Annotated in this window: 16 protein-coding genes and 2 pseudogenes; 10 read left to right on the forward strand and 8 right to left on the reverse strand. The window is 35.1% G+C overall.

Going from position 1 to position 26673, the window contains the following annotated elements; translation table 11 throughout:
* Window positions 1-39: 39 nt before the first annotated feature.
* Window positions 40-537: an RpnC/YadD family protein gene (locus tag B7E05_RS03420; protein WP_080872521.1), complete on the forward strand. Its 498-nt coding sequence runs from the start codon at window positions 40-42 to the stop codon at window positions 535-537.
* Window positions 538-1124: 587 nt separating this feature from the next.
* On the opposite strand, the gene B7E05_RS03425 is transcribed toward B7E05_RS03420, so the two are convergent.
* The 7 genes from B7E05_RS03425 to B7E05_RS03455 all read right to left on the reverse strand — a co-directional run bounded on the left by B7E05_RS03425 (window position 1125) and on the right by B7E05_RS03455 (window position 9726).
* Window positions 1125-2429 carry an LCP family glycopolymer transferase gene (locus B7E05_RS03425; protein WP_080872523.1) on the reverse strand — a complete coding sequence of 435 codons (1305 nt, stop codon included), beginning with the start codon at window positions 2427-2429 and terminating at the stop codon, window positions 1125-1127.
* A gap of 357 nt (window positions 2430-2786) precedes the next feature.
* A complete protein-coding gene (gene tagD, locus B7E05_RS03430) occupies window positions 2787-3179 on the reverse strand; it encodes a glycerol-3-phosphate cytidylyltransferase (RefSeq protein WP_080876202.1) in 393 nt (130 codons plus the stop codon).
* A gap of 210 nt (window positions 3180-3389) precedes the next feature.
* Complete coding sequence (locus B7E05_RS03435; RefSeq protein ID WP_080872525.1) at window positions 3390-4421, reverse strand: YheC/YheD family protein; 1032 nt, start codon at window positions 4419-4421, stop codon at window positions 3390-3392.
* A gap of 376 nt (window positions 4422-4797) precedes the next feature.
* A complete protein-coding gene (locus tag B7E05_RS03440) occupies window positions 4798-6045 on the reverse strand; it encodes an ISL3 family transposase (RefSeq protein WP_080871944.1) in 1248 nt (415 codons plus the stop codon).
* 88 nt (window positions 6046-6133) lie between these two features.
* Window positions 6134-7150 carry a YheC/YheD family protein gene (locus tag B7E05_RS03445; protein WP_179134439.1) on the reverse strand — a complete coding sequence of 339 codons (1017 nt, stop codon included), beginning with the start codon at window positions 7148-7150 and terminating at the stop codon, window positions 6134-6136.
* Window positions 7151-7270: 120 nt separating this feature from the next.
* Window positions 7271-8302 carry a YheC/YheD family protein gene (locus B7E05_RS03450; protein ID WP_080872529.1) on the reverse strand — a complete coding sequence of 344 codons (1032 nt, stop codon included), beginning with the start codon at window positions 8300-8302 and terminating at the stop codon, window positions 7271-7273.
* Window positions 8303-8622: 320 nt separating this feature from the next.
* Entirely contained in the window at window positions 8623-9726 is a 1104-nt protein-coding gene (locus B7E05_RS03455) for a C40 family peptidase (protein ID WP_080872531.1), read from the reverse strand.
* Window positions 9727-10643: 917 nt separating this feature from the next.
* Between B7E05_RS03455 and nagA the strand changes: the two genes are divergently transcribed.
* The 6 genes and pseudogenes from nagA (at window position 10644) to B7E05_RS03485 (ending at window position 16621) form a co-directional block, all read left to right on the forward strand.
* Window positions 10644-11831 carry an N-acetylglucosamine-6-phosphate deacetylase gene (gene nagA / locus B7E05_RS03460; RefSeq protein WP_245832939.1) on the forward strand — a complete coding sequence of 396 codons (1188 nt, stop codon included), beginning with the start codon at window positions 10644-10646 and terminating at the stop codon, window positions 11829-11831.
* A 345-nt stretch (window positions 11832-12176) separates the two neighbouring features.
* Entirely contained in the window at window positions 12177-13505 is a 1329-nt protein-coding gene (locus tag B7E05_RS03465) for a UDP-glucose dehydrogenase family protein (RefSeq protein WP_080872533.1), read from the forward strand.
* 653 nt (window positions 13506-14158) lie between these two features.
* Window positions 14159-14302 (forward strand): annotated as a pseudogene (locus B7E05_RS03470) (UDP-glucose 6-dehydrogenase); the annotation flags it as partial.
* Window positions 14303-14788: 486 nt separating this feature from the next.
* A pseudogene (locus tag B7E05_RS22635) lies at window positions 14789-15058 on the forward strand (IS1634 family transposase); the annotation flags it as partial.
* Between the two features lie 146 nt (window positions 15059-15204).
* Window positions 15205-16131 (forward strand): hypothetical protein, encoded by a 927-nt coding sequence (locus tag B7E05_RS03480; protein WP_080872534.1) that lies wholly within the window; start codon window positions 15205-15207, stop codon window positions 16129-16131.
* Window positions 16132-16153: 22 nt separating this feature from the next.
* A complete protein-coding gene (locus B7E05_RS03485; RefSeq protein WP_080872536.1) occupies window positions 16154-16621 on the forward strand; it encodes a hypothetical protein in 468 nt (155 codons plus the stop codon).
* Window positions 16622-16979: 358 nt separating this feature from the next.
* On the opposite strand, the gene B7E05_RS03490 is transcribed toward B7E05_RS03485, so the two are convergent.
* On the reverse strand, window positions 16980-18254 hold the full coding sequence (locus B7E05_RS03490) for a DNA cytosine methyltransferase (RefSeq protein ID WP_080872538.1): 1275 nt from the start codon (window positions 18252-18254) through the stop codon (window positions 16980-16982).
* Between the two features lie 101 nt (window positions 18255-18355).
* Between B7E05_RS03490 and B7E05_RS03495 the strand changes: the two genes are divergently transcribed.
* The 3 genes from B7E05_RS03495 to drmB are packed head-to-tail and all read left to right on the forward strand — an operon-like array spanning window position 18356 to window position 26222.
* Complete coding sequence (locus tag B7E05_RS03495; RefSeq protein WP_080872540.1) at window positions 18356-20767, forward strand: hypothetical protein; 2412 nt, start codon at window positions 18356-18358, stop codon at window positions 20765-20767.
* Window positions 20768-20771: 4 nt separating this feature from the next.
* Entirely contained in the window at window positions 20772-24275 is a 3504-nt protein-coding gene (locus B7E05_RS03500) for a helicase-related protein (protein WP_080872542.1), read from the forward strand.
* A gap of 15 nt (window positions 24276-24290) precedes the next feature.
* Window positions 24291-26222, forward strand: a complete 1932-nt coding sequence (gene drmB, locus B7E05_RS03505; RefSeq protein ID WP_080872544.1) for a DUF1998 domain-containing protein — start codon at window positions 24291-24293, stop codon at window positions 26220-26222.
* Window positions 26223-26673 lie beyond the last annotated feature (451 nt).

Genomic DNA, 26673 nt, shown 5'->3' on the forward strand with positions numbered 1-26673 from the left:
TGGAGAGCAAAAATGGGAAGAAACGAAAAAGGTTAGTGATTGGATTGGCGGTTATCATCAATTTCCGGCATCTATCCAGCAATACGTTCCGATTATAATTTTATGTATTATAATTTTTCGCTTCATGGCGATGAAGATGTAAAAGAAAATCCGAAGTTACAGGCATACCTGGAATTATCCAAACATATTTTCATTAAAGATATGGAAAGATTTTTGGAGGCTATGATGACCGTGGACGAATTGTTAAATGCATATGATCTATCCTATTTTGACACGGTGATGATTTATATATTGAGTATCCGCGATGATTTGCCTGTAGAAACAGTAAAGGAGCGATTGACTATCGAAGGGAGGAAACGGTTTATGTCTATTGCTGAGAAAATACGGAATGAAGGCAAGAAAGAAGGACAGAAAGAAAACAGTATAAAAGTAGCTAAAAAGGCATTGATGTTAAACATGGATGTAAAACAAATTATGGAAATAACAAATTTAACAGCAGAAGAAATAGACCAAATCAAAAAAGATCTGAACTCGTAATCTTAACATAAAGCACCCTCTTATAAGGAAGTGAACAAAAACATGGCAGTTACTCCAATATATGGATGGCTGCCATGTTTTTGTTAAACCTTTTTAATCGAAGATCCTTTAATAAAAGTTGCAGATAAGGAGGAGCTGCGTCTGCGGTTAGGAAAGCAACTCCGGCATGATGAATATATAATCAAACGTTTGATGAATAGTTATGAACGTATCCATGACAGGGATATTTACATATGTCCACATTGTGGTTGGACGCTGAAGTATAAATTGGTTGTGTTTACATGTTTGGGTTCGGAATGTCAGGAATATATCAACCGTTATGATACAAATGAATACAAAGCAGTTTCGGGACAATACACACATTGTTGAACCCATCTAAATATCAACGGTGATTCCTGTTATATTCGGTAGTTACCCCAATAATTTGCTGCCGTATTATATATTCGAGCGCCATTTTGATAATATGTACGAAAAGAAAAGCAAATCTCAAAATCCCAAACATCCTTCTATATGATAAAAAGCAATATGCTTATCTGTTTTCCTAGATTAAAAAAGCTTCCCCGATTTTTATCGGGGAAGCGTTCTTCTTAAATAGGATTTCCATATTCATCTGTTTCTTGTTCAGTAGGCTCCTCCTGATAAGGCTCTTCCTGGTAAGTTTCACCTTGTTCTTCTTGATAAGGATCTTCTTCCTGATAAGTTTCGCCTTGTTCTTCCTGGTAAGGATCTTCCTCCTGATAGGTTTCCCCTTGGTCCTCTTGGTAAGGGTCCTCTTCCTGATAGGTTTCTCCCTGATCCTCCTGATAAGGATCCTCTTGTTCTGTACCATCTTCTTCGTATGTTCCTTCTCCACCAGCAGGATCTTCTGCGTTTGAATCTTCATACGTTTCGCTTTCTTCCGCTTGAGAACCCGTTATTTCTAGGTGTTCTTGCAGCATTCTTTTCGTCTCTTCTAATGAAGGTTCATCCAGTAACCAGTAGTATGGGGAACCAGCAGGCTGGTAGTCACTGCCTTCCAGCGTAAAGTCTTCAATGTTAAGACCATCGGTAGCAAAGGTAATAAAAGTCATCATTTCTTTGAATGACATATTGGTATTCATGTTATTACCAACCGCTGCAATCAAGTCATCATATTGGAATACAGAACCAAGAGATGTAGCTTTATCAGCGACCGCATTTACTACTTCCATTTGCCGTTTACCGCGCTCAATGTCATTATCCAGTTTACGGGTACGTGCGAATGCTAGTGCTTCTTCTCCGTCAACGGCCTGTTCTCCTGGTTGAAGGTGGATAGCGTCCCGTTTATCCATGGAATCCGACTCTTCAAATTCATAAGGTACATCGACGTCAATACCGCCAATGGCATCCACCACATCTACAAATGCGTGGAAATTAACACGTACATAATAGTCGACCGGAATATCCATCATATTTTCGACCGTATCAATGGTTGCTTTTGGACCGCCAGCCGCATGGGCGTGCGTGATTTTATCTTCCCGACCTAATTCCGGGATATAGGTGTACGTATCGCGCGGGATGCTGACTAATTTCACACTTTTTTCTTCTTTATTAAATGTGGCCAGCATTAATGCATCGGAGCGGGAGGATCCTGCGTTATCCCGATGTTCATTGGAGTCGACACCGATAATTAACATCGAAACATTATCAATATTCGGATCGACTTCAAAATCCCTTAAGTCTGACTTTTCACGACCGTCATCTTCGTAAGAATCACTGACAGCATTATTTGCTTTCACATATAAATAACTTCCATAACCAACAACACTCAGTAAAGCAAGGCCGACAATAAGTAAGGTGACGACGACACCTTTTCGGAGCTTACGCTTTTTTCGCGTCACTCTCCGTCCTCGCATGTTTTTTTGTTTCACCATTATAAATCTCCTTTTATATAGAAAGCTTGGCAAGGTTGCATGCCCTGTAAAAATGTTTGTTATATTTGTATGATTACATTTTGTTACGCTGTATAATTTTTCGGCGTTATCAATTCATTTCCACCTAAAAAAAGCAGTAACAATAATGTTAGGTTTTCCTAAAATATCAGAAATATCGACAGATTTCTTTGTAAAGCCCATTTCATTTTACTATGGATAAAACCATTAGTAAATTTACAATTCCATTACATCTTATAAATGCTGTCAAAGAGGGCATGAGAACGTGCCTATACGACGCAAAAAGGTAGCTTAATGCGCCTGTGCAAACGAAGTCAGCCAAAATAGCCTTCCCATTATTTAGAGGTCGTCTCTTAAATTATCCTTAATAATCGTGGAAGAGATGCCGACGGTACGGGGCAGGTAGACAACTTCACAATAAGCGCGCAGTTCATCAAACTTTCCTTTCCAATCATTCCCCATCACAAAGGTGTCTACATGATAGGTTAAAATATCTTCTTTCTTTTGCTCCCAAGTTCTCTCAGGGATTACTTTATCTACATAGCGAACGGATTCAAGAATGATTTTCCGATCTTCAAAGGAATAAAAAGATTGCTTATGTTTCAGTATATTAAAATCGTCGGTGGATAATCCTACAATAAGATAATCACCCATTTCTTTTGCACGTTTTAATAAATTCACATGGCCGACATGCAGTAAGTCAAACGTTCCATAAGTGATAATAGTTCGTATCATTTCCACCTCCCAAAAGCCGTATTAACGTAATCGTAACATAAGAAAAGGAGAAAGAATAAATGCGGGTGCGAAAAATATGTTTTTTTGTTTTTTGAAGAGGGAAAATAAGAATAATGGGGAAGTGTTCTTCTTAACTGTAGTAGGAATCGGCCGGGAAATCAGCGATTCCTCAGCCAATTACCTAGGAAGGCATATATAATAGCAATTTTAAGCTAATTCTCTTGGAACTCGTTCAGACACTTGTTCCAATAAATAAGTATAATAATCGGTACGTAATTTCGTTACTTCTTCTTGCAATAAAGAGGTGTCCGGGGCGCTGTTAGCTTCAAAAAGAAAAAGATTTTTATCATCATCTATTCCAATATCCAGCCCAAGCGTCACTAACTCTCTTTGACGTACTTTTTCTGTGTGTTTTGCTACATTTAATGCGAAAGTATTGATATGCGCATCAACCGATGTAGCTTCTTCTTCAAATTTTAATTTTAAAAACATACCAATATCAAACATATTACCATCTTGTTGAATATTGGAAGCAACCTGTTGCCCTGTTCCAATGCGGACATATTTTTTGGCAATGACCCATTCTCCGTGTTTATTTTTTTCCAGATGAACACGACAGTCAAATGGATCACCCAGATGTGTTCTGGAAGGAATATATTTTTGAACAATAAATTTGTCTTTAGAAATGATATCTTGGAAATAAGCAAAAGTCTCTTGCAAGTTCATTTTTTGGCTGGACTTTTGGTAACCAATCAGAAACTCATCTTTATTTACTTGGGAGATTTTATAGATGTTTTTCCCTAATTGGCTGTAGATTGGTTTAACAACAACCTCACCATATTTAAATAAATAGCCTCTGATGATAGAGAAAGTCTTACATCTGGATGTGGGAATAGCATACTGTTGAAAGTACTTATCCTGATCCATGATTTTTTGTACTTTTTCCTTGGAGATTTTATTTTTCCCATCTTCTGTTAAATAGGAATGTTTTTGTAAATATTCGATGGTATGTTTAAACTTTAAACAGAACGCAGAAACATCGATTGTTTCAGGGATATGTGTCTGTATTTCCTCCCAGGTATCTCCATTTAAAATCATTCCCGATGTTGTATGGTCGTCTTCATTAATATTGCTTGGATGCATATAGAGTATGTCGATCCCTTTAGATTTTGCTTGGATGGACATGTTTTTAGCAAATGGAGTTGGTTCTCTAAAGGGTTGCATTAGTCCTACTAACATGGAATTATATCTCCTTCCGATTTTTCATTCTCCTGATTAGCTAGTAACAATTTTACCACATTATAAAATAATTTGAAGGCAAATAAGAAAAAAGAATGATAATAATGCTTTTGTCAAGTTTGAATGTGTCATATTTTATTCAGAAGCGCTATAGTATGAATTTAAACAAGCAATATGGGGTTAGAAAGCAAAAAAGGCGGGTGGGCAGGTCTTATCATGGATCATCGCCCATAAAGCGCTCATTGAGTGCATTTTCGTTTCAACACAAATTAGGAAGAATCTATTTTATTCTTCCTAATTTGTTTATTTATCTATCTTTGTTTTTAGTAAATATTGATAGTAATCTGGGCTCATCACCAAAATCTATGGTTGACGATTAAATAATATCCTGCATGTAAGCCCAATTACATTCAACTAAAATACGGTTCTCATATACATCCCGGTTACGTGTGAAAAAATGCCGGCGCTGTATCGCTTTTATCTTATTGTGACGTCCTTCCACCACAGCGTTCGTAAAGCGCATCCGGTGATAATTAATCACTTCTGTTTCCCAGTTTTTAATCGTTTGGAGACAGGATTCAACTGCTTTATGCTGGATACGATGTCCTTGTCGATACCATTGTTCCAGCATTTGTTTCGCTTGTTGTGCGTTTAAACTCAAATCATACCAGTCAATAAAAGCTTCTTTCCATTCATAGATGGCTTTTAATTGGTTATCATAGTTTAAAAGGGTTTGAACCGTTGTCTGGTCTTCTTTGGACAGAGCATCGTAGCGTGTTTCCAGCAGCTGATGATGACGTTTCAGTTGTTTCCTTGCCTGTGTAGAAAGTTTTTGCTGCACCTCTTTTCGCACGGCATGCATTGCATCGGTCACATAACGATTGACATGAAATCGATCGGCAATCCGAATCGCTTGCGGGAAGGTTTCTTTGACAAATTTATGATACGTATAGCTTAAATCCATCACTACAGCGACAGGGTTTAATAGATGCATATAGGAAGATGTTTGTTGAAACGCTTGTAAGTCTTCCTGTTTCCGCCCAGAAATGATATCCAGCATGTTGCCGCCTTTTAAATCATGAATGCCTGTATTGTAGCTGTGTCCTTTCCGCACGGCAAAATCATCGATGCCAAGCACCAATTGATGACGCTGGACCGCATCTTGAATGCAGGTCATTTGGGTATGCTTCCTTTCTGCTTGAAGTCCATTTTTAAAATACCTTTCCGCTGTGGAATAAGGGACGGATTGAGAAGCAGACATGGATTGTACCGTTACGCCTTGTCCTTGTTTCATCAACTGATGCTGAAAAGCTTTTGTATATCGCTTTTTCGGCGGAACAAAGGCATATTGCCAAACGAAATGGGCCTTACATTCCTGACATTCCATATTCACTGCTGGAATACAAAGCAGTGTTCGCCAGTTTGCCAATGGCAAATGGCGGACATGACGGTGGTATAATACACCATCCCGATGAACGTCATGGCTGCCGCAATAAGGACACGGTTGAACGTACTGTATCGGCTCAACAGATAGATAAACAACACCTGTTTTGTCATCAAATAATATATTTTTTACGTTTATTTCTGGAAGTTGAATCAATTTATTGATATAGTGAAATTGCACCGGTAACACCTCGCTATTTTGGTTGTTGGTACTTTCACTATAGCAGGGTTACGGGTGTTTTTTCATGTATTTGGATCTATTACCATATTTAACCTAATGTGTCACCCATAGATTTTGGTGTAGACCCGTAATCTGTTCTTAACATCGCAATTTCACCAAGTAAGTTTGTTGTTACAGGAGCATCATTTGCTTCAAATATAAATAGATCATCATTGTGATCAATTCCAAAATCGATACTGAGCGTGGCTAATGTCTCTTTTCGCATCGATTCTATTTTTGCTGCTACTTGAAGTCCACGTTCTTTGATTTGCTCCAGTTTGATTTCTGCTTCATCCTCGTATTTCAACTTCATAAATATATCTGTATCAATAATTCCGCCGCCTTTTTTCCAATTAGTTGTTGTTTTTTGATTTAGACCGACGCGAATCTGATTATTGATAATGCGCCAATTTCCATGTCCGGTTTTTTCGAAATGCATCCGCCAGTCGAATGCATTGCCATCAGGTGTTATGGAGCTTATATATTTTTGTACAATATAATCCTTTATAAGGATTTCATTATTACAAAAAGCGATAAGTTCCTCATATGAGACTTCTATGGAAGTGTTATAATAGTTCAGCGTATACTTTTCCGGACTATTTTTTGTAACCTTATATACACCATCTGCGTGATTACTGCGTATAGGGCGTAGAACAATATCTTTATACTCATGAAGAAATTGTTCAATGTCAGAAAAGGAAGAGCAGTTATTAGTGGGTATAGTAAGTTTTTGAAAATCAGAGTCTGCGTTTAGTTGTTCTTGCAACGTAAACTTGGATAACCGATTTTGTCCGTTCTCGGTCAAGTGCGCATTTTTTCTTAAATGTTTGATAATTTTCTTATGTTTTAAACAATTGGAATTCACATCAATGATTTTAGGAATCTTTGCTTTTACACGCTTCCATTTGCCATCTTTATAGAGTAAACCTCTAATTCTACTTTTATTTAAGTCAACATCTTTCGGGCTGAAATATAAAATATCCACCCCTTTTGATTGAGCAACGGAAGCAATAAGATTTGCTAATTGCCGAGGTTGTTTGTAATTACGTAAATACCCAATTCTCATCGTTTGCTTGGCCTCCAAATTCGTTGTTACATAAACCATATATAAATATACGATAAAACACGATTATTTATACATGTTAAAATTCAATAGGTTTGAACTATTCATTTTCATATATTCTAATTAAGTTCGTTCTTTCGGAATATGTTCCGCATGTTGTTTTACTAAATACATATAGTAATCTGCGCGTAACTTAGCTACTTCTTCTTGCAGTAAGGAAGCATCGGGCGCACTGTTTGCTTCAAAGAGAAAAAGATTCTTATCTTTATCGATTCCGATATCCAGACCAAGTGTCACTAACTCTTTTTTTCGGGTTTTCTCTATCTTTTTGGCGATATCTAATGCAAAGGCGTCAAGTTGATCTACGACAGCCGGAGCTTCTTCGGTAAATTTCAATTTCAAAAACATACTTGCATCAAATGTGGCAATACTTTTCTGGCTATTAGGTGAAACAAGCTGCCCCGTTCCAATGCGGACATATTTTTTCACAATCGTCCATGTACCTTCCTTATTTTTTTCTAGATGAATCCGGCAGTTAAAAGGTTCTCCTTGCTCGGTATTAGAAGGGATATATTGTTGAACAATATATGTATGTTTGGAAATCATGTCTTGAAAATAGGCAAAGGTCTCTTTTAAAGATAGCCTGAGCGTCGATTGCTGATGACTGACCACAAATGCATCTTTATCCACTTGTTCGACTTTGTGTATGTTTTCTCCAGGGGAACTGTAGACAGGCTTTACGACAACAGTGCCATATTTTAATAAGAAACCTTTAATGATGGAGAATGTTTTACACCGGGCTGTGGGAATGGCGTACGTTTGAAATTGCGGATCCTTCTCCAGCATCTTCTGTACCGTTTCCTTGGTGATTCTATTTCTCCCATCTTCGGTTAAGTAGGCATTTTTTTGCAGGTACTTGATTTTTTCTTTGGATTTTAAGCAAAAGGCAGAAACATCAATGATTTCGGGGATATTCTTTGCTACTTCTTCCCAATTATTTTCATGTAACATCATCCCTAGCGCGGTATGGTCCTCTTCGTTCACGTTACTTGGATTCATATACAGAATATCGATTCCCTTTGCTTTCGCCTCGATAGTTATGTGTTTTGCTAGTTCTGTAGGTTCTTTAAATGGCTGCATTAATCCTACTAACATGGAATCATTTCTCCTCCCATTTCTTTGTTGTTCTAATTATCTACCAATAATTTTACCATAATCTAAGTTGTTTTGAAGGATGTTTTTTAAATTGAGTGAGAATGCGGATGTGTGAAGAGGAAAGATGGCAAGAAGGCCTAATCAAGAAATAGCTTTGGGATTCGTAGCGGAGCGGATGCTTATCAACGAAGTAAGAGAGCGGTCACCAGATGATGTAAAAAGGGTTGGAAAAGCTTGTGGGTGAATGAAAAAAATCTGTACCTCCTGTTCGTTTGGAACGGCGTGGTACAGATTTTTTATATGATTCTATTTATATCGTATTAATAGAAACGTTTATAGCTGTCGAAGTGGGAACTCCAATAAGGGTTATCCAAAGAGGTGATTGTAACACCAGTAGATGTACCTGCGTGCATGAATTGATTATTACCAACATAAATTCCCATATGCGAAGGACCGGATTTATACGTTCCAGAGAAGAATACTAAATCTCCTTTTTGCGGACTGCTGACAGTCTGCGCACGATCATAATATCCTTCTACGTTTGTACGAGGGATGTCTTTACCAGCTTGATTGTAAGCATAATAGATAAAACCGCTGCAATCAAATCCGCTTGGCGTTGTGCCGCCCCATACATACGGTGTACCTTGTTGACTTTTACCGCTGGAGATAAGCTGATCTACGTCATAATCTGCACTTGCAGAAGAGCTGCTGCCGGAACCGCTATTTGATCCACTGTTGGAACCACTGTTAGAAGATCCGGAGTTGGAGCTGCTAGAACCATTCACTTTTAGTTTTTGACCAACAATAATTAAATCAGATGATAGATTATTGATAGATTTCAAGTTAGATACAGTTGTCCCTTGCTGGCTTGCAATTTTAGAAAGGCTGTCGCCGGATTTCACTGTATACGTGCTGGATGAAGAACTGCTTGAGCCAGAAGAGCTGGAACCAGAACTTGAATTGGAGCTGCTGGAGTTCGAACTGCTGGAACTTCCGCTGCTGCTTACCGTTAATTTGTTTCCAGGGTAAATTAATGTTGTAGATAAGTTATTCCACTTCATTAAATTGTTTAAAGAAACACCATGTTGGCTAGCGATGCCACTTAACGTATCTCCGGATTTAACAGTATATGTACTTCCGCTGGAACTGTTTGAGCCAGAATTGGAACTGGAAGAACTTGAGCTAGAGTTCGAACTTGAAGACCCGGATGTTGTTAATACTTGATTTGGGAAAATCGTATCCGAAGAAAGATTATTAAGCGATTTTAATTTGGATACGGAAGTTCCTTGATTTTGAGCGATTTTCCATAAGCTGTCACCGCTTTTTACTTTGTAGGATGCTGCGTCAGCACCGTCTGTAGCAACCAGAGCAGATGCAATCGCTGCAGATGCTGTAACAGAAAAGATGATTTTTTTGTTTGCCATGTGTATGTTTCCTCCTTAGATATAATTGTTGTTTTTTGCAGAAATGATTGAATCGGATTTGTGAGGAGACTAAAGAGGGAAGCATAGGGAAATACCATCACATAATGGTATATCTCCAAAACCCTGCCTATACGTCTGCTGTTTCATAATGAAGAAAAAATTCTAAATAAGTACGTAACAATCTAAATACAAGTACAAATTCCATATTCCGCAAATTCAATGTAAGATGTATTGCATACTCCGAAATGTCGATTATTGCTATTTTTAGAGTATTGTTTGCTTGTTTAAAGGGAAGAGTATCATTAGATTTTCCAGGCTTTTCACCAAAAAAGGAGATGACAAATAATGAAGGCAGTGATTGCTATAACAGGTTCAAGTTGCCTATGTAGTCGCAGACAGTGTGGATGAAATACTGTCTTTTTCTTCAGAAGTCTTCGTGTTTTTTGTCGCCTATCAGCTTTCTGCCGTCTTTATTCGTACATCAAATGGTATATTTTGATGTCAACCTGAAAAATAATCCAATAAATACATCTTCATAGAATTATATCGTTTTATAGATAATAATGGTAGGTCTTATAGATATTTGTAACAACTTTGTAATGTTATAAAAATAAGGACTATGGAACTGATTTGGAAAATAAAATATTAAAAAATAAATCAAAAAGCTGATTTGTGGCAAGTTGAATTGCACAGGAAGTAATCATAAAGTCCTGCATAAAAGCCATTAATCAGTTAGATAATCTTTACAAGCCATCAAAAATGCATATGAACGCATGTCAGATTGATAGGTTTTAACGACATAAATTTCGAATCATCATATCATTTCCCGGGAAATATCTACAAAATATACATTTAATCAGTAGATAGCGTTATAATAGAAGCAACAGTTATTATAATGCGAAACGGAGGAATATACAGTGGAACAATCAACGTTACTTATAAAAAACATTCAGGAAGCTTATCTGCCTCAGGAAATAATGAAAAACGCGTCTATTGTGATAGAGAACGGAAAGATAGCGCAAATTCTTACACAAGAAGAAGCTGCTGATATGGCATTCGACGGAAAAATCATCGATGCAGAAAATAAGCTGAAGTTGCTCCCGGGTTTTATAGATGGACATATTCATGGCGGCTATGGAGTGGATGTAATGGATGCCAAACCGGAAACCTTGCAGACATTGGCGAACCATTTGCCATCTGAGGGGACGACAAGTTATTTGGCAACCACCATTACGCAATCCGATGAAGAAATAAGTCATGCTTTAAAAAATGTGGCAGCATGGACAACTGGCGAACATAAGCAAGGTGCCGACCTGGTTGGTGTGCATTTAGAAGGACCGTTTGTAGAACCTTCCAAAGCAGGTGCACAGCCGGAACAATATATGACCGAACCGGATATAGCCAAATTTCAGGCGTGGCAAAAGGATGCGGATGGTAACATACGGACCATCACGATGGCGCCGGAACATGATAAAACGGGGGAGTTTATCCAAACACTCAACCAATCGGGAGTGAATGTATCTGCAGGGCATACAGATGCTTCTTTCCAACAGATAAAAGCTGCTGTCGAAACAGGCGTAAAACAGCTCACACACCTATGTAATGCGATGAATGGCATCCATCATCGGGATATTGGCGCGGTAGGAGCGGCATTTCAATTGGAAGGTTTACATGCTGAATTGATTGCGGATGGCATTCATGTTGTGCCGGAAATGCTGCAGCTGATTTATAATAATGTCGGATCAGACCGAATCATTCTCATTACAGATTCGATGCGGGCAAAAGGGCTGGAAGATGGAAGGTATGAACTGGGCGGTCAGCCTGTTATTGTCAAAAATGGACATGCTAACCTGGAGAACGGCTCCTTGGCAGGGAGTATTTTGACAATGATAGACGCAGTAAAAAATATGTTGCAGCTGGATGGTGTAGAGTTACAGGATATCAAAAAAATGACTGCAGAAAATCCGGCGCAGCAAGTCGGTATTTTTGATAGAAAAGGAAGTATTGAGGTAGGGAAGGATGCAGATGTTGTTTTATTAAATAATGCATTTGATATTGCTTATACGATTTGCAGGGGTGAAGTGGTTTATCAAGGCGAGAGATAGGCATAACTCCATTATCGCGTACAGGTGACAGGGAAGGTTAAGCTGCGTATAGCTATAAGAACAAATTTGATAAGCTGGTATTAGGACACTACTCTTATATCAAGGAAGTTCCACTGTATCGTATTATCTTATAAAATAGTTAGAGTTGGAAATCGTTAAAAGAGGTATTCTATAATATAGTAAATAAAGTGAATTATTTATTTGGATTTACGTGCTATGAAGATGATGCGTTCTACATTAGTATGAGTCACTAAATACAAATAACCAAGATTATCTATACTTATTATTTAAAGGTATTGCAAGTTAATTTTCTGCATTAAATATTCTATCTAAAGGAGTTTGTAAATGAAAAACCTAGCAGTAGCCGGAACAGGCTACGTCGGCCTTGTAACCGGCGTGTGCATGGCAGAAAACGGGCATAACGTAACATGTGTAGACATAGATGAACAAAAAGTAAAAACAATGCGAGAAGGCATTTCTCCAATCTATGAAGTCGGATTGGAGGAATTAATGCGCAAAAATATAGATGCAGGAAGATTGCATTTTACTACAGATTATCATGCTGCGTATAAAAATGCGGATGCTGTATTTATTGGTGTTGGTACACCTGAAAAAGAAGATGGATCCGCGAATTTGCAATATGTAGAAACCGTTGCAAAACAAATTGCAGATTCAATTGAAAATGACTGTTTAGTTGTCGTCAAATCAACGGTGCCAATTGGTACAAATGATAACCTAGAAGAGCTTATTGGTGATTCACTTGTGCATAATGTAAGAGTCGAAGTAGCATCGAATCCTGAGTTTCTCGCACAGGGTTCAGCGGTGAGGGATACGTTAGAAGCAGCCCGTATCGTTATTGGTACGGAGAGTGCATGGGCAGAAAACCTCTTAACAGAGATTTATACACCATTTAACCTTCCAATTGTATCTGTGAATCGTCGCTCTGCTGAAATGATTAAATATGCTTCTAATGACTTTCTTGCTTTAAAAATTTCTTACATGAATGATATTGCTAACCTTTGTGAATTGGTTGGAGCTGATATTCAGGACGTTGCAAAGGGTATGAGTTATGATGAGCGGATTGGCAGCAAATTTTTAAATGCTGGTATTGGTTACGGAGGATCCTGCTTCCCGAAAGATACAAGTGCTTTAGAGTTTCTTGCTAGACAGTATGGGTATGATCTGCGAACCATGCAGGCAACAATCAGTATTAATAATGAGCAAAAGTTGAAGCTGTATGAAAAAGCGAAACAACGATTAGCCTCATTCGATGGTCTTAAAGTAGCTGTTCTTGGTTTAACGTTTAAACCAGGCACAGATGATCTTCGTGAAGCTCCATCCCTTGCAAATGTTCCATTGCTTTTAGAACAAGGGGCAGATATCTATGCTTATGACCCTATCGGAGTGGAGAACTTCAAGCAATTTTATGCAGAAGGAAGATACGGACAAGGGAATATCACTTATGTAGATAGTCCGGAAAATGCATTAGAAGGAGCTGCAGTATGTCTTATCTTCACAGAGTGGGGAGAGATTAGAGCAGTAATGCCAAGTCAATATAAAGAGCTTATGGAGTCTCCTTTGGTGTTTGATGGCAGGAATATTTATGATCTTCAGGAGATGGCTGATAAAGGCGTGGAGTATCATTCGATTGGCAGGCCGTCAGTTAAGAATTAATAAATAGATTAGGTACTGCAGAGTTGAACGAATAAGTTATTTAATAGGACTGTCGGATTTCATTGTGATACTATATAATGGAATTCGACAGTTTTTTTCATTATGTATGGTACAAAGGTCTGTAAACATGTTACCATGGTTTTAAGTTTTAAAATTTGGATTTGCTGGATAATATGAGAAATTTTTATAGTGACGTGATTACAGCCATTCAAATGTACCACCTCTGACATATTATTTACCACCTAATGACATGGAATGTATCAGTGAATGACAAGCGTTTACCACTCTGCCTTGTGAATACATATGAGGCAATCGAGTATGCGATAAATATTATTCTTTCTCGCCTTTACATGGAGAAGTGGTCATGATAGGCTTTCCAGCCAGGCAAAGTTCATCCCCTTCCTCATTGCCAGTTTTCATGACCATAGAGGCTCCATGTTAAGGCATTCTGCGTAGGAAGTAGACAAGGAGTATTTTGTATTTTAATTGCCAGTTCACTGCATCAATTAAAGAATCTTAAGTTACTTTTTAGAATTGGTAATCGTGTTGGCATTGTGTGGTAAATTCTTTGTCTTTGGCAAACGATGGTAAATAACATGGCAAAGGTGGTAAAATCGAGTGGCCGTAATCAATATATCGACTTTGATTAATTGCATATTCTATTTGTATCTGTGAATCGTCGCTCTGCTGAAATAATTAAATATGCTTCGAATGGCTTTCTTGCTTTAAAAGTTTCTTGCATGAATGATATTGCTAACCTTTGTGAGCTGGTTGGTGCAGATATTCAGGACGTTGCATGAGTACGGCGGATGATTTTCACCACTTGTGCAATCTTTTTTATCACCTTTTGCGGAGGAATGTACCATTTATTGCGGAGCACTTTACCACACAAAAAAAAGAATTGCCATGGGAGTTGAACTACTTCTGCCATAGAGTAATTTAGCAGTTTAATTATTGATACAGCAACAATCCCACCACCCTTGACTTTGTTTGTTTTCGTGGTAGTGAACTTTATAGCGGAAAGTAAAATAGAAGCTTTTATGGCTCTATCCGCATCAATAGTGTATCAAGGACAATCAATTCTAAGCTCTGCTGGCGGGGGCCCCGTCCTCTCCCAGCATTCACTAAGAATTGGCACGGCGGTAAAGGGAAAGCAGTTGACACTTTGGTTGATAAGTGCTTCTTCTTCAGTGGTAAAGACTTCCGCAACAGGTGGTAAAACTCTCCGCTTTTAGTGGTAAAAAATATTGCAAGGTTGGTACATATTGAATGCCATACTCAGCCTTAGTTTTAGAAGGTTTGAAGTTTCTTCGGAATTAGCCTTAAAAATGGCAAACTGTTTGTTGAATTTATCGCACTTATTTACTTATCTCATACCGAAAAGAAGATGCAGGGTCAGATTTATTTAAAAATTGGACCATACAAGGATTGCTCGATGAATTGGATATTATTGAGCTATTAGAAGCGCTAGGACAGGGACGGGTGTTGGGAGAAATCACAAAAAACAGAAAGAACTTTATCAGAAGCTTGGCGTTGATATTCCCTCGTTATAAATTCCGGGGATACAGGCTATACAGCCAGAATACAAAAAAACATTAATTAATTTTTAAACATTTTATAACGGATTGCTTTTTCATGCAGGAATTTCCTGCTTTTGGTCGAACAATAATACTTTAGAAAAAAAGGGGAAAGTATAAAAATGCCAGTATATAAAAATGTATTCTTTCATAGAATGTTAATGTATAGGAGGTTTTTTAGACAAAACCCGAACGGGAATGAAGTTATGGAAAAAGATTATCAGCCCTTACAACGTCTAGATGAAACATTTATGGATTTAATAGATAATTATAGCGAGAATAATTGTCTTCGCTTGAATGGTGAATTTGAAGAGAATGTTGTACTTGAAATCCTCAATGTATCTGAACGTTATATTTATGCTCGTATTGGGAAGCAACAAGATATACTTACAGTTCATCTTAGAGATACAGAAACTTTAGAACCATCGGAAATCGAGAGGGTCGGAAATCAGCAGCTTGAAATATTCACCTATTTATTGATAGAAAGAGAAAATTATATTATTTCTTTTTTAAGAGAGCAATCAGCGCCAAGTATCCAAGAACTTGGCAAGTTAGTTAGTAATTTCTTAGGACCTAATTGGGAACTTCATTCAGAAATATCAAGTGTGATGATAGATGATGCTATACCAATACTAGCAAACAAAGATATAATAGGATCAATGGAATATAAGGTAGCAGTTCCTAGTGATGAACTTTTAGATATTGATCAACTTGGTTTAAATCGACAACAATTTGAAATGCTTACGAATCAGAAAAATATAGATTTTACTGTGAAATTAGTTGCTGAAAGAAATCGTGATGCTTTTGAAAATAGGGGTGCTTTACGAGGATTTTTTGAAAGTATAGCTGATGTTGCAAGAAATATAAAAATTAAGGCTAAAAATAATAACGAGTATATGCAAACGTTTAAACTAGAAGACTCGCCATTTACTCGTAATGAAAGATTTGATTTTGATCGTGAAGCAGAAAATATACAAAATGAAATTCGAGAAAGGCTAGAGTATGTGTTTGAGACAAATCGTGATGATATTTTAAGGCTTGTAAATTAATTTAAGAGATGAGTTGTTTAAAATGAGTTTAAATAAGCCAAAAAAGAAAAATTATTATCGACGAAATAAGAGCAACATTTTGTTGCTAGTTTTATTAGTAATGATAGCTTATTTATGCTTTTACTATGATGTATTCCAGACTTTAAGTGTGGAAACCGATTTTCATGTAAGAATATTGACTATAAATTCAGTTTTTGCAGGTTTTTTGTTTACAAGCTTAGGAATTATGATTAGCATCTTAGATAAAGAAAGAATTTTAAAATTGGATAAAGCTGGATATATGGATAACTATTTTAACGCAATTTACATCGGTTTGTTTTTTCATGTTCTTTCAATATCAATGTCGTTGTTATTGATAATTATACCTGGAATTGATAACCATGGATTTTTGATAAGAACGGAACAAATTTTTTTGTTTATGGGTGTATCCTTCTTTGTAAAATCGATAATTAATGTACTTAATATTATAAAAATGGTTAGACAAGGATAATTAAACATGAAAATTGAAAGCGTCAAATAGTCCATACCATTTCATAGGTGTGGACTATTTTATGCTTGCGCTTCAATCCGATATTGATGTCGTGAGTGGATTTCCACTGAGAATTAAGGGACTCTTATTAAAGATTAGAAGACCTCTTATTGCGAAATAATCAAAGACGATTCTTCAAGACTAATACGAATATTTTTGTACAAAATCAACTCAAGAGATAAAGAATGAATTCATTCATATCTCGAATATGATTTAGCTTAAGAAATTTGAGAAGGACTTTATTGGCCAACATGTTTATGTTCTTTTATTATATTAATATTAGTGTTTACGATATTTTATCATATATTCCTAAACGGGATTATAGTATTTGTTCGAATTTTTGTTTGTTGTAAAGATTTTCTACTATAGCTTTACTAATTACTCTTGAAAAATGTGGAGGAACAGCATTGCCGATTTGTTTAAATGCTGATGTTCGTGAATCTTCAAAGAAAAAATCGTCAGGGAAAGTTTGTATTCTTGCAGCTTCTCTTACAGTTATGGAACGATTTTGAAATACATCAGGGTGGATATAATAATGACCATCTTTTGCGATATGAGCAACAATTGTATGACTAAATCCTTTCCCATTAATAGCTTTGAAACGATCCAAAAAAATATTAGATCTTTTATGGGTGATTAACTCCTGCGGTAAATCAGAATACTTTACATTTCTGTTTTCCTGTTTTTCTTTAGCTACAATTTTATATATTTCCAAGTCGTTTTTGTTATTACGACGGCAAATATTCTGTGTAACTGGTACATTTTTTTTTCGAATATTTTTAGTAACGTATTCGATTGGTTGCAGATTAGAGTATTTGTTAATAGTTTCCCCGTGTTCAACTTTTGGCATATCACGAAATAAATCATTAATGATAGGAGGAGTTTCTTTAAATTCTTCTAACCAGTTAAAAAAATCACCAGCATCCATTTTTGATTTTTGTCCAAAAATAATGAGCCGTTCTCGATTTTGAGGAACACCATAATCGGAACAATTAACTAATTTGACAGTGATTTTATAGTGTCCTTTTTCCTTAATATTTGAAAATTCATTTACAATTTTATCGATTAACTTGCTGCCATCTAAATCTTTAAAAGAAAGCAAACCTTTTACATTCTCAAACACAAAAAAATCTGGATCATATTTTTCAAGAAACTTTATGTAATATTTGTAAAGATAAATGCGTTCATCTTGGCTTTTATTTCTATCATTTCGTGCACGACCAATAGTGGAATATGCTTGGCAAGGTGGCCCCCCAATTATCCCATGAATTTTCATTCCGTCTGCATTTGTATCAATTCTAGAAAAAATTTCCTTTATAGTATCTTCGGTGATACACAGATTAATAACCTTAGAAGTTTCTTCTGCTGGAATTTCAGAAATAAATTCATTATAGGTTATTTTTCCAGTGATATAATTATAATAGAAATCAAGCTTGTTACTCTTTTTTAAATAGTAGTATGCATCACGGACTTTTAGAGTTTTACATGCTGCCCTATCCATCTCAACATGGGAAAGTAAATTGAAAAAAAGTGGATTCCTAAAACCCTCAGTTAGACCTCCTGCCCCTGAGAATAAGTCAATTATATTTAACATGATATCACCTCATTATGATTATACCAATTTTGCAATAAGTGTTCCAGAAAAATATATTATGGTGTACAATTATAGGTAAAAGGTCTATAAGGGGAGCGTGTATGAATAGTATTAAAAGTTTGTTATTTTCAAGTAGTCCATTTGGATACATATCAAAGAATAAAAAAAGAGTGATATCCGATTTCTTGGCTATGGAGGAATATGAAGATAATAACTCGTATACGTATCAATATCTAAATAGTAGTTACTACAAAGAATTAATTGTCGCTATCAGTTTGCAAACTTATTTAGATAATATTTCCGATGGTGGAAAGCTTGATATAGATAAATTGCAAGTTGGTCAAGAAATTCAATTTAGAAATCAATACTATCAATTTCTTGGAAAGGATGAACTGAGTGCGGGCTATAGAATCAAATTAGTTTACGGAAAAAAAGACGGTGTCACATCGATATTTTCCAGAGAAATCTTAGAGAACGAATCTAGTAAAGTTAATCGCACAAAACGTCGAAAAATACCCAAAGTAAGGCAAGATTTTGAGGCTTATTTTGGTATTAAAAATTTAAGTTGGACAAATGAAAAATCTGTTATCATTTTGGCTGAAAAGAAGATATTAAATGAAATATTAACTGCTAAAATAGATTTAGGAAAACGAGCATATAGTATTGGTCAAATATGTAGTGTGGATTATCTCAAAGATTCAATGAGGATATCAAACCTTGTTAATGCAAATAATACTGAAAAACGTATGATTCTTTTCTCTTCTAGCCCAGATGCAGTTGTTGAATATTTAGAAGAAAACGATGGAATTGTTGACGAAAGTAGAGTTTTTATAGTTGGTGATAAGTGGTTTAATAAGAGTCAGATATCCAATTTAATAAATCTTGAGGATGCTTGTAGAGAGTTTGAAATACCACTCAGAACATATTCAAGTGTGTTTTCTGTGATGAATAATAGCTCAGTGGAATTTATAGAAGGTATAAATAATGAGTATTGTTGGCTTGAGACTAGTAATAATGAATATGAAATCACTTTCGACTTTATAGCGAATAATAGAGCATATTCAGAGGCTATTGAAAAGCTTAATGTATACCTATGGGAAATCAGTCAAGAACCTAAATTGAAGTATTTAGATAAGCTGCTTAAGTTATTTTTAAAAATGAATTATAATCAGGTTATTGGAAGTTCAGATACTTTAGAAAGGCAAATGATTGCAGTAAGTGAATATATGCTCGAAAAAAATTTAGAAAATGTAGATGAAGTTTCAGGAATTTTGTATGATATCTATTCTAACAGATTTGGATATCAAGTAAGAAATAAAATTGAAAATATTAGAAATAAGAATGTTAACTGTTTACTCGTTGTAATGGATGAAATGCTAGAGGAAAGTAGGGAACATTTTATAAATGACAAACAATTAACCATATTTTCGTATAAATCTGATATTACTGAGGATTTATATGGTAAGTTTGAACAGGTTATACTAATATCTCCTTATAAAACGGAACGCAGAAAGTGGTTGTCTAGTTACCTAGCAAAAGAAATTACAGTCTTAGTACCACAATTACAAGAAAAATTTCTAAAGTATTCTTTACAAAAAGATAAACATATTATTCATAAGCTAGATAATATGGATTTATTTAATTCAAAAAACAATTCAGCATATCTTCATGCTGTTGAGAAATATTTGAATAGAAAGGAAACTGATAATAGTATAGGTGTAAATTTACATAAAAACTCAATTGATGATTTTGAAGAAGAAGAGTTAATTGAAAAGAAATTTTCTGAACTTATTTCAAAATATGCTTCTGAAGAGGAAATACAAAGTGACAACAGTACTGTTGATGTAACAATAGGTATTGATTTAGAATCTGGAGGTAACATGTTTGGCACTGAGTTTAGCAAAATATTTGTAGTTGACTCCGATAATATAGTACGAGAAATAGAGACTAAAAAATTAAAAGTTGGGCAAACAATTATTGAATTTTTTGTACCATATGCTGATGAATTTTATCGTAATCGCTTTAAGTCCATGGTTACTAGATTAGATTCCTTAAAAGAGAGTTCAAATGAAGTGTATTTAGATTATAGATGGAAAAATTCTCTTCTAGATTATATCGAGAATAGACGTTTATCCTCGTTAGAATTAAAAGAGAAAATGGAGAATTTAGGATTTTCTTCAAAGACAGTTGCTTTTTATGCTGCTTGGTCCTCTATTGAAAAAATACCAATCTTATCAAGAGATAAAGAATTCATTAGATATGTTGGTATAATGATAGGAGATTATGACATAAAAGCTTACCCTGAAAAATATGAGCAGGCTAGTAAATCAGTAAAGAAAAAATTGGTAGATGACAGAGCACAATTCCTTGATGAATTGGAAGGGCGTTCGCTTGATGAAATAAAATCAAATTCAGGCATTAAGTCGTTTATTATGGATAAAGTAGTATTGATCGAAAGAGAATTCATTGAAGAAGTTCCTAGGGTTTTAACAAATAAAATATTGAGGGGGTAATGAAATGGTCGAAAAAGTTAATAAAGATAGGCAAAAAATAGTAAGAAGCAAATATGCTGATGCAATCAGTCAGCTTTTACTTGGACCAGGTTCAGAACGAATTAATATAGACAAAACTAGAGAAATAATTTCGGAAAAACCACAAAATAGATATGTAACAGGAATTTTATATCCATTACAAGACAACCATGATAAAGAAGAACGTAAAGAAGTTGTTCAAGAAGCTCAAGAAGGATTTGAAAAAGAAGAATCTGCAGAGATTGATAATAGCTTCTTACCTTCGTCAATTGGAATGACTTTTTATTGTTCTACTAAAAATGAATCCTTAGATTTTTTATTTCAAACTGCTTATTATGAGAGGATTAAAAACCCCTATATTCAATCAGATAAGGAGACACTTGATGAACTTATAAGATTTCTTGGACTAGCAGAAACGGAAAAAGCAAAATCATTGTTCGAAATTGATAAGAAAAACAACAATATTAGGTATGCTTATTTTTCCAAAGACCGTGAAAATATAATTAATGAATTGAATAAAGAACTTAATAAAAGAACTGATATTTCCAGTGAATTAAAATTTTTGGTAAATAAGATTAAAAATATTAATTATAGGAAAAAGGATTGTTATGAACGATTCCCATATAGTAAATCTATAAAAGTTGATCTTCAAAAAGAAGGAGTACAAAAACAGGAGATTTCTAATGGTGAAGAACAAGAATCAAATGGTGTTTTTAACAAAAAAGTACAGGTGACAGTGTATTCAAAGATACAAAAAATTGAAGTAGAAAATCATCAGGTTCTAGCAGTTACATTAGTCGTAAAAAATAATTCTGCCAATCATTTATTTCAAACAGAAATTTCTGTGGATAAACAATCAGGATTAAATTTTTGGGCATCAGAGGATATTAAATTACCCAGTTTATCTAAGTTGAATCAAGAGGATGCAATGAATTTATTTTTATATCGTCATAAAAAAACGTATGCTTTTGGCAGAGGGGTTGCAGCAGAGTGGACTGCAGAAGGTAGTTCAGTTTCGCAAATTAAGACAAATTATATACCCCGATATGAACTGTTGCCAATGTCATTTGAAATACCTAATCTTGATAAGCGAATACTTCGAGCAGATAGTTATATTAATATGGACCGCAAAGAACAATTGGAAAAATTAGACATATTTGTAAGCGCGTACGAGGAATGGATTGACAAAATTGAAACGAGCATTTCTAAAATAAAAGAAGAGTTTCAAAGCTATGCAAAAGAAAATATTGAAAAATGTAAGATTTGTAGTGAAAGAATGCGAAATACAATAGCTATGCTTCAAAAAGATGATAAAGCTTTTGAGTCTTTCAATTTAGCAAATGAAGCAATGCTTCTACAAAGAATAGAGAAAGCAAATGATAAAGTAGATTATTATGAGCAGTCAAATTATGGTAATGTAAATTTTGTGTGGCGTCCATTTCAGCTTGCATTTGTTTTAAATTCATTTGAATCAATTTTAAATGAGGAAAGTCTTGATAGAGATACAATTGATTTGATATGGGTAAGTACCGGTGGAGGGAAAACAGAAGCCTATTTATTTGCAATCGCAGCAGTTATATTATATAGGCGTATGAATTATTCAAACTATGAAGGTGTTAGTGTAATTATGAGATATACTCTTCGATTGTTGACAGCTCAACAATTTGAACGAGCTTCTCAATTAATATGTGCACTTGAGTTCCTAAGAAGAAAAAAAGATAACCTAGGTGAAACAGAAATTACAATTGGCCTTTGGATTGGTGAAGGAACACAGAACTATTTAAAAAATGCAAAAGAAAATTTTAAATCAATGGTTGAAAAAAGTGATTTAGATGAAGCGAAGAAAAGCAATAATTTTCAAGTATTGAAGTGTCCTTGGTGCCATGAAGAGCATAGTATAATACCAGATAAGAAATATTTTAATAAGAAAAGGAAATGGGGTTACGCCCCAATTGATCGGCCAAATTCAAAATATAATATGAAATGTACAAATTCATTATGCGAATTTAATAAAGGTCTTCCTATTTACGTAGTTGATGAGAGTATTTACAATGTTCGACCTACATTGTTATTTGGTACTGTTGACAAATTCGCACAAGCTCCACTAAAAGAATCGACTCAACAATTATTTGGGTCTGATAATCCTCAAAAATATCGTAGACCAGAGGTAATTATACAGGATGAGTTACATTTATTATCGGGTCCACTTGGGAGTATTGTTGGTTTGTATGAAGCAGGATTTGATTATATATTTAAAAATGGAGGGAACGGAACTCCTCCAAAATACATTGCTTCAACTGCAACAATTAGAAATGCTGAGGATCAAGTGCAATCGATTTTTGATAGAAAACTATTTCAATTCCCGCCAAATGGTATTGATATTTCTGACAACTTCTTTGTGAGAGAAGATACATCAAATTATGGACGTGAATATATGGGGATTATGGCAACAGGGAAATCGCAGGTAACTGCGGAAGTGCGTTTGTTATCAGCAATGTTGCAGAGTATAACAGAACTCGATCTCACCATTAATGAAGAAGAAATATTTTGGACTGTTGCAGGGTACTTTAATAGTATTCGTGAACTTGGAAAGGCTTCTGGATTAATTAAAGATGATGTTAAGGAATATATCAACCAATTAAATAGACGAAACAATACTAAAAAACGTTTAATGTATGATAACACTAGTGTCGAATTAACTTCTAGAATTCGGGGGTTAGAAATCCCTGAAATATTAAAAAAATTAGATATAGAGCATGATAGTACTGAAATTTCAAAAAGTAGAGAGAAGCAACCACCAGTTGATACATTAATAGCTACTAATATGTTATCAGTTGGTGTTGATATTGAACGTTTGAACTCAATGTTTGTAGTTGGGCAGCCTAAACTTACATCTGAGTATATTCAAGCAACAAGTCGTGTAGGACGTAATTCTCTTGGTTTAGTATGCACCTTATATAACTCTTCTAGAAGTAGAGATAGATCACATTATGAAACATTTCAATCCTATCATCAAAGTTTATACAAATATGTTGAATCTAGTAGTGTTACACCATTTTCAGTTCCAGCACTCAAAAAAGCTGTAGCTGGTGTACTAGTGGCAATGCTAAGAAACACGGTTGAAGAACTTTCTGGAGATAGTTCACCTATAAATATCTTAAATAATGAAGAAAAGATTGATGAAGCTGTTGACTATTTAATGTGTCGAGTTAAGGCAAGTGAAGACTTTCATCAACTTTATAGGGAAGATGCGAAACAAATAATTAAAAATTTCGTTGCCAATTGGCTTAATCTTGCAGAAGAAGCAGATAGTCTTGAAGGAGAAGAACATCAAACGAATTACTATTTATATAAAACTAAAAGTGAAGAGTTTCCTGGGAAATTAGTTTTAAAATCATTTGATGACAGCAGTCACCACTTCGAAGCAACACGGGTAATGGGGACAATGAGAAATGTAGAAGATGCAGCTTATTTAAAAATAATCGACTAATTGAGGTGGGATAAAATGGCCTATAATAAAAAAAATGCTAATCCAGAATTTAATGTTAGAAGGTCTCAGTTATTAACGCCATTTGGTATAGGTGCTTTAATGGATGTGAACAATCAGTCGGTAATGATTGCAGACTCTGAACACTGGCTTACAGAGAAATGTAACAAGGTACATGATATTCGGTTGGAGACTGAAATGGGTGCGGCTGGTTTTATCGAGCCTCCAGTAAAAGACGAGCAAGATATCGTGGGAAAAAGGTTTCCTAAATGGTATTTTTCTCCTTATGATCGTGTTCTGAAGAAATTTGATGAATGGCGTGAGATGGTTTTAGAGCAAGGAGTTTCTTCAAGAATTGTTGCTTTTGATAATACACCTTATGATCCCAGAAATAAAAGAACTGAATTAGTGCCCGTACGTATAATTTGTGCTTGTAAAAATGGGCATGCTCAGGATTTCCCTTGGTTGGAATGGCCTCACGAAGGAATGAGTTATAATGAGTATAAAAATCACGAAATTAAGTTGGAAAGTACTGCGCAATCAGGATCGATTTCAGACTTAATGGTTACATGTAAAACATGCTCGAAAAAATACCCCAAAAAAATAACTAGAAATTTAAGTGGAGTTTTTGATGAAAAGAATTTCCAAAAAAAGATAGAAAATATTGGGATTGAATGTCAAGGGCATTATGAATGGAAGAAATCTGAAAGGGGAAGGAAATGCAACGAGAGTTTAAAAGTACTTTTAAGAAATGCTAATAATTTTCATTTTCCTAATATATCTAGTTCAGTTAACATCCCGTTTAAAGAGAATAAGCTTATTGAGATGATTCAAAGTTGTCCTGAATATTCTTCTTTAGAAGATGAACTAAATTCTGTTTCTAAAGTTGATGGAATAGAAAAACTAAGTAACAATACAAAGGTAAAGATGCTTATTGAATGGATAGCAGAGAAGATAGAGAAGGAGTTTAATGAAGTAAAGAGTGAAATATCATTAAAATTTTTTAAATTTGAAACTTCGGAAGTAACTGGAGATATCATGGATTATAGAAGGCCTGAATTTGATGTTCTTACAGGACAAAAGGAATATGATGAAAAATCTGAACGATTTAACATTCAAATATTACCTTCAAGTGAATTTGTACAGTCACCGTATAATAAACTAATTAATAGTATTACATTGGTACATCAATTAGAGGTGGTTAGCGCTCTTCGCTCTTATAGTAGAATTGAAACTACGGATTCTGAATTAATGAAGGAAAAAATTTTAGATGGAGAAGAAACTATTGATGAAGCGGTTGAAGTATCTTTAAAACGAAAAGATGGATATTATGTGGGGATGCGTTCATTAGGGGAAGGGATTTTCTTCTCGCTTAATCCAAAATTAGTCAAAGATTGGAAGGAACGAATTAAAAATACTTCAGTGTACAATCGTATTATTCGAAAGGAAGAAAAAGTTCGATTTTCGGATGAACTTTCATATATCAATTGTGATTATTATTTAATTCATACATTATCACATCTGTTAATAAAGGAATTAAGTTTTAGCAGTGGTTATTCTTCATCTGCATTGAAGGAAAGGATTTATTTTTCAGATGCTAAAGATGAAGAAATGTATGGAATATTAATATATACTTCAAGTGCGGATTCAGAAGGGACTTTAGGAGGGCTTGTGAAGCAAGGAGTTCCTGAAAAGTTCTTTGAAATATTGGATTCTTGTTTAGAAAAAGCTCAATGGTGTAGTTTTGATCCAGTGTGTATTGAAAGTGATTCTCAAGGGAGAGACTCTTTAAATGCTGCTGCCTGTCATGCTTGTTCGCTTATTTCAGAAACAAGCTGTGAGAAAATGAACGTTTTTCTTGATAGGAGCATGCTTATAGGTAGTATTAATGAACCTGAGTTAGGATTTTTTAATAAGACCCGTAATATGGAAGTGACCAATAACTCTTAGAAAATAACTTAAAAATTATGCGATGAAAAAGTAGAAAAGAACAGAAATTCGTGTCTGTGATAGTGGTTTTAATGGCGGATGGAGAAACCCAGCCTTTATGGATTCATCCGCTTAAATAGCGTATCATGGACATTCACTTCTAAATTCCGCTTGCGGGTGAGCCCGTTCCCTTTCTAGCGATTACTAAGAAGTGGCATGGCGTTCAAGGGCAAGCAGTTAAAACTGTGGTTAATCAGTGCTTATTCTTCAGTTGAACAGGTCATCATAGTCATAGATAGCATATTAAGATACTTATAATTAGAAATGGTAAACCCTTCTGCATCAGGTGGTAAAACTCTCCGCATTTAGTGGTGAATAAGATTGTAAGGTTGGTACATATTGAATGCCATACCCACATATTTATTAGCAGCTGTTTTGGTTGACGGAATTATTGTCTTTAAAACACCTGCAT

Source organism: Oceanobacillus timonensis (genome assembly GCF_900166635.1).
In the GTDB taxonomy this organism is placed as follows: Bacteria; Bacillota; Bacilli; order Bacillales; family Amphibacillaceae; genus Oceanobacillus; species Oceanobacillus timonensis.

What these genes read in the sequence shown, in the direction of transcription:
- B7E05_RS03425 (WP_080872523.1), bottom strand. Translation starts at nt 2,429, where the DNA reads ATGGTGAAACAAAAAAACATGCGAGGACGGAGAGTGACGCGAAAAAAG.
- B7E05_RS03480 (WP_080872534.1), top strand. Translation starts at nt 15,205, where the DNA reads ATGCCAGTATATAAAAATGTATTCTTTCATAGAATGTTAATGTATAGG.
- B7E05_RS03485 (WP_080872536.1), top strand. Translation starts at nt 16,154, where the DNA reads ATGAGTTTAAATAAGCCAAAAAAGAAAAATTATTATCGACGAAATAAG.
- B7E05_RS03465 (WP_080872533.1), top strand. Translation starts at nt 12,177, where the DNA reads ATGAAAAACCTAGCAGTAGCCGGAACAGGCTACGTCGGCCTTGTAACC.
- B7E05_RS03455 (WP_080872531.1), bottom strand. Translation starts at nt 9,726, where the DNA reads ATGGCAAACAAAAAAATCATCTTTTCTGTTACAGCATCTGCAGCGATT.
- B7E05_RS03450 (WP_080872529.1), bottom strand. Translation starts at nt 8,302, where the DNA reads ATGTTAGTAGGATTAATGCAGCCATTTAAAGAACCTACAGAACTAGCA.
- B7E05_RS03445 (WP_179134439.1), bottom strand. Translation starts at nt 7,150, where the DNA reads ATGAGAATTGGGTATTTACGTAATTACAAACAACCTCGGCAATTAGCA.
- drmB (WP_080872544.1), top strand. Translation starts at nt 24,291, where the DNA reads ATGGCCTATAATAAAAAAAATGCTAATCCAGAATTTAATGTTAGAAGG.
- B7E05_RS03490 (WP_080872538.1), bottom strand. Translation starts at nt 18,254, where the DNA reads ATGTTAAATATAATTGACTTATTCTCAGGGGCAGGAGGTCTAACTGAG.
- B7E05_RS03495 (WP_080872540.1), top strand. Translation starts at nt 18,356, where the DNA reads ATGAATAGTATTAAAAGTTTGTTATTTTCAAGTAGTCCATTTGGATAC.
- B7E05_RS03435 (WP_080872525.1), bottom strand. Translation starts at nt 4,421, where the DNA reads ATGTTAGTAGGACTAATGCAACCCTTTAGAGAACCAACTCCATTTGCT.
- B7E05_RS03500 (WP_080872542.1), top strand. Translation starts at nt 20,772, where the DNA reads ATGGTCGAAAAAGTTAATAAAGATAGGCAAAAAATAGTAAGAAGCAAA.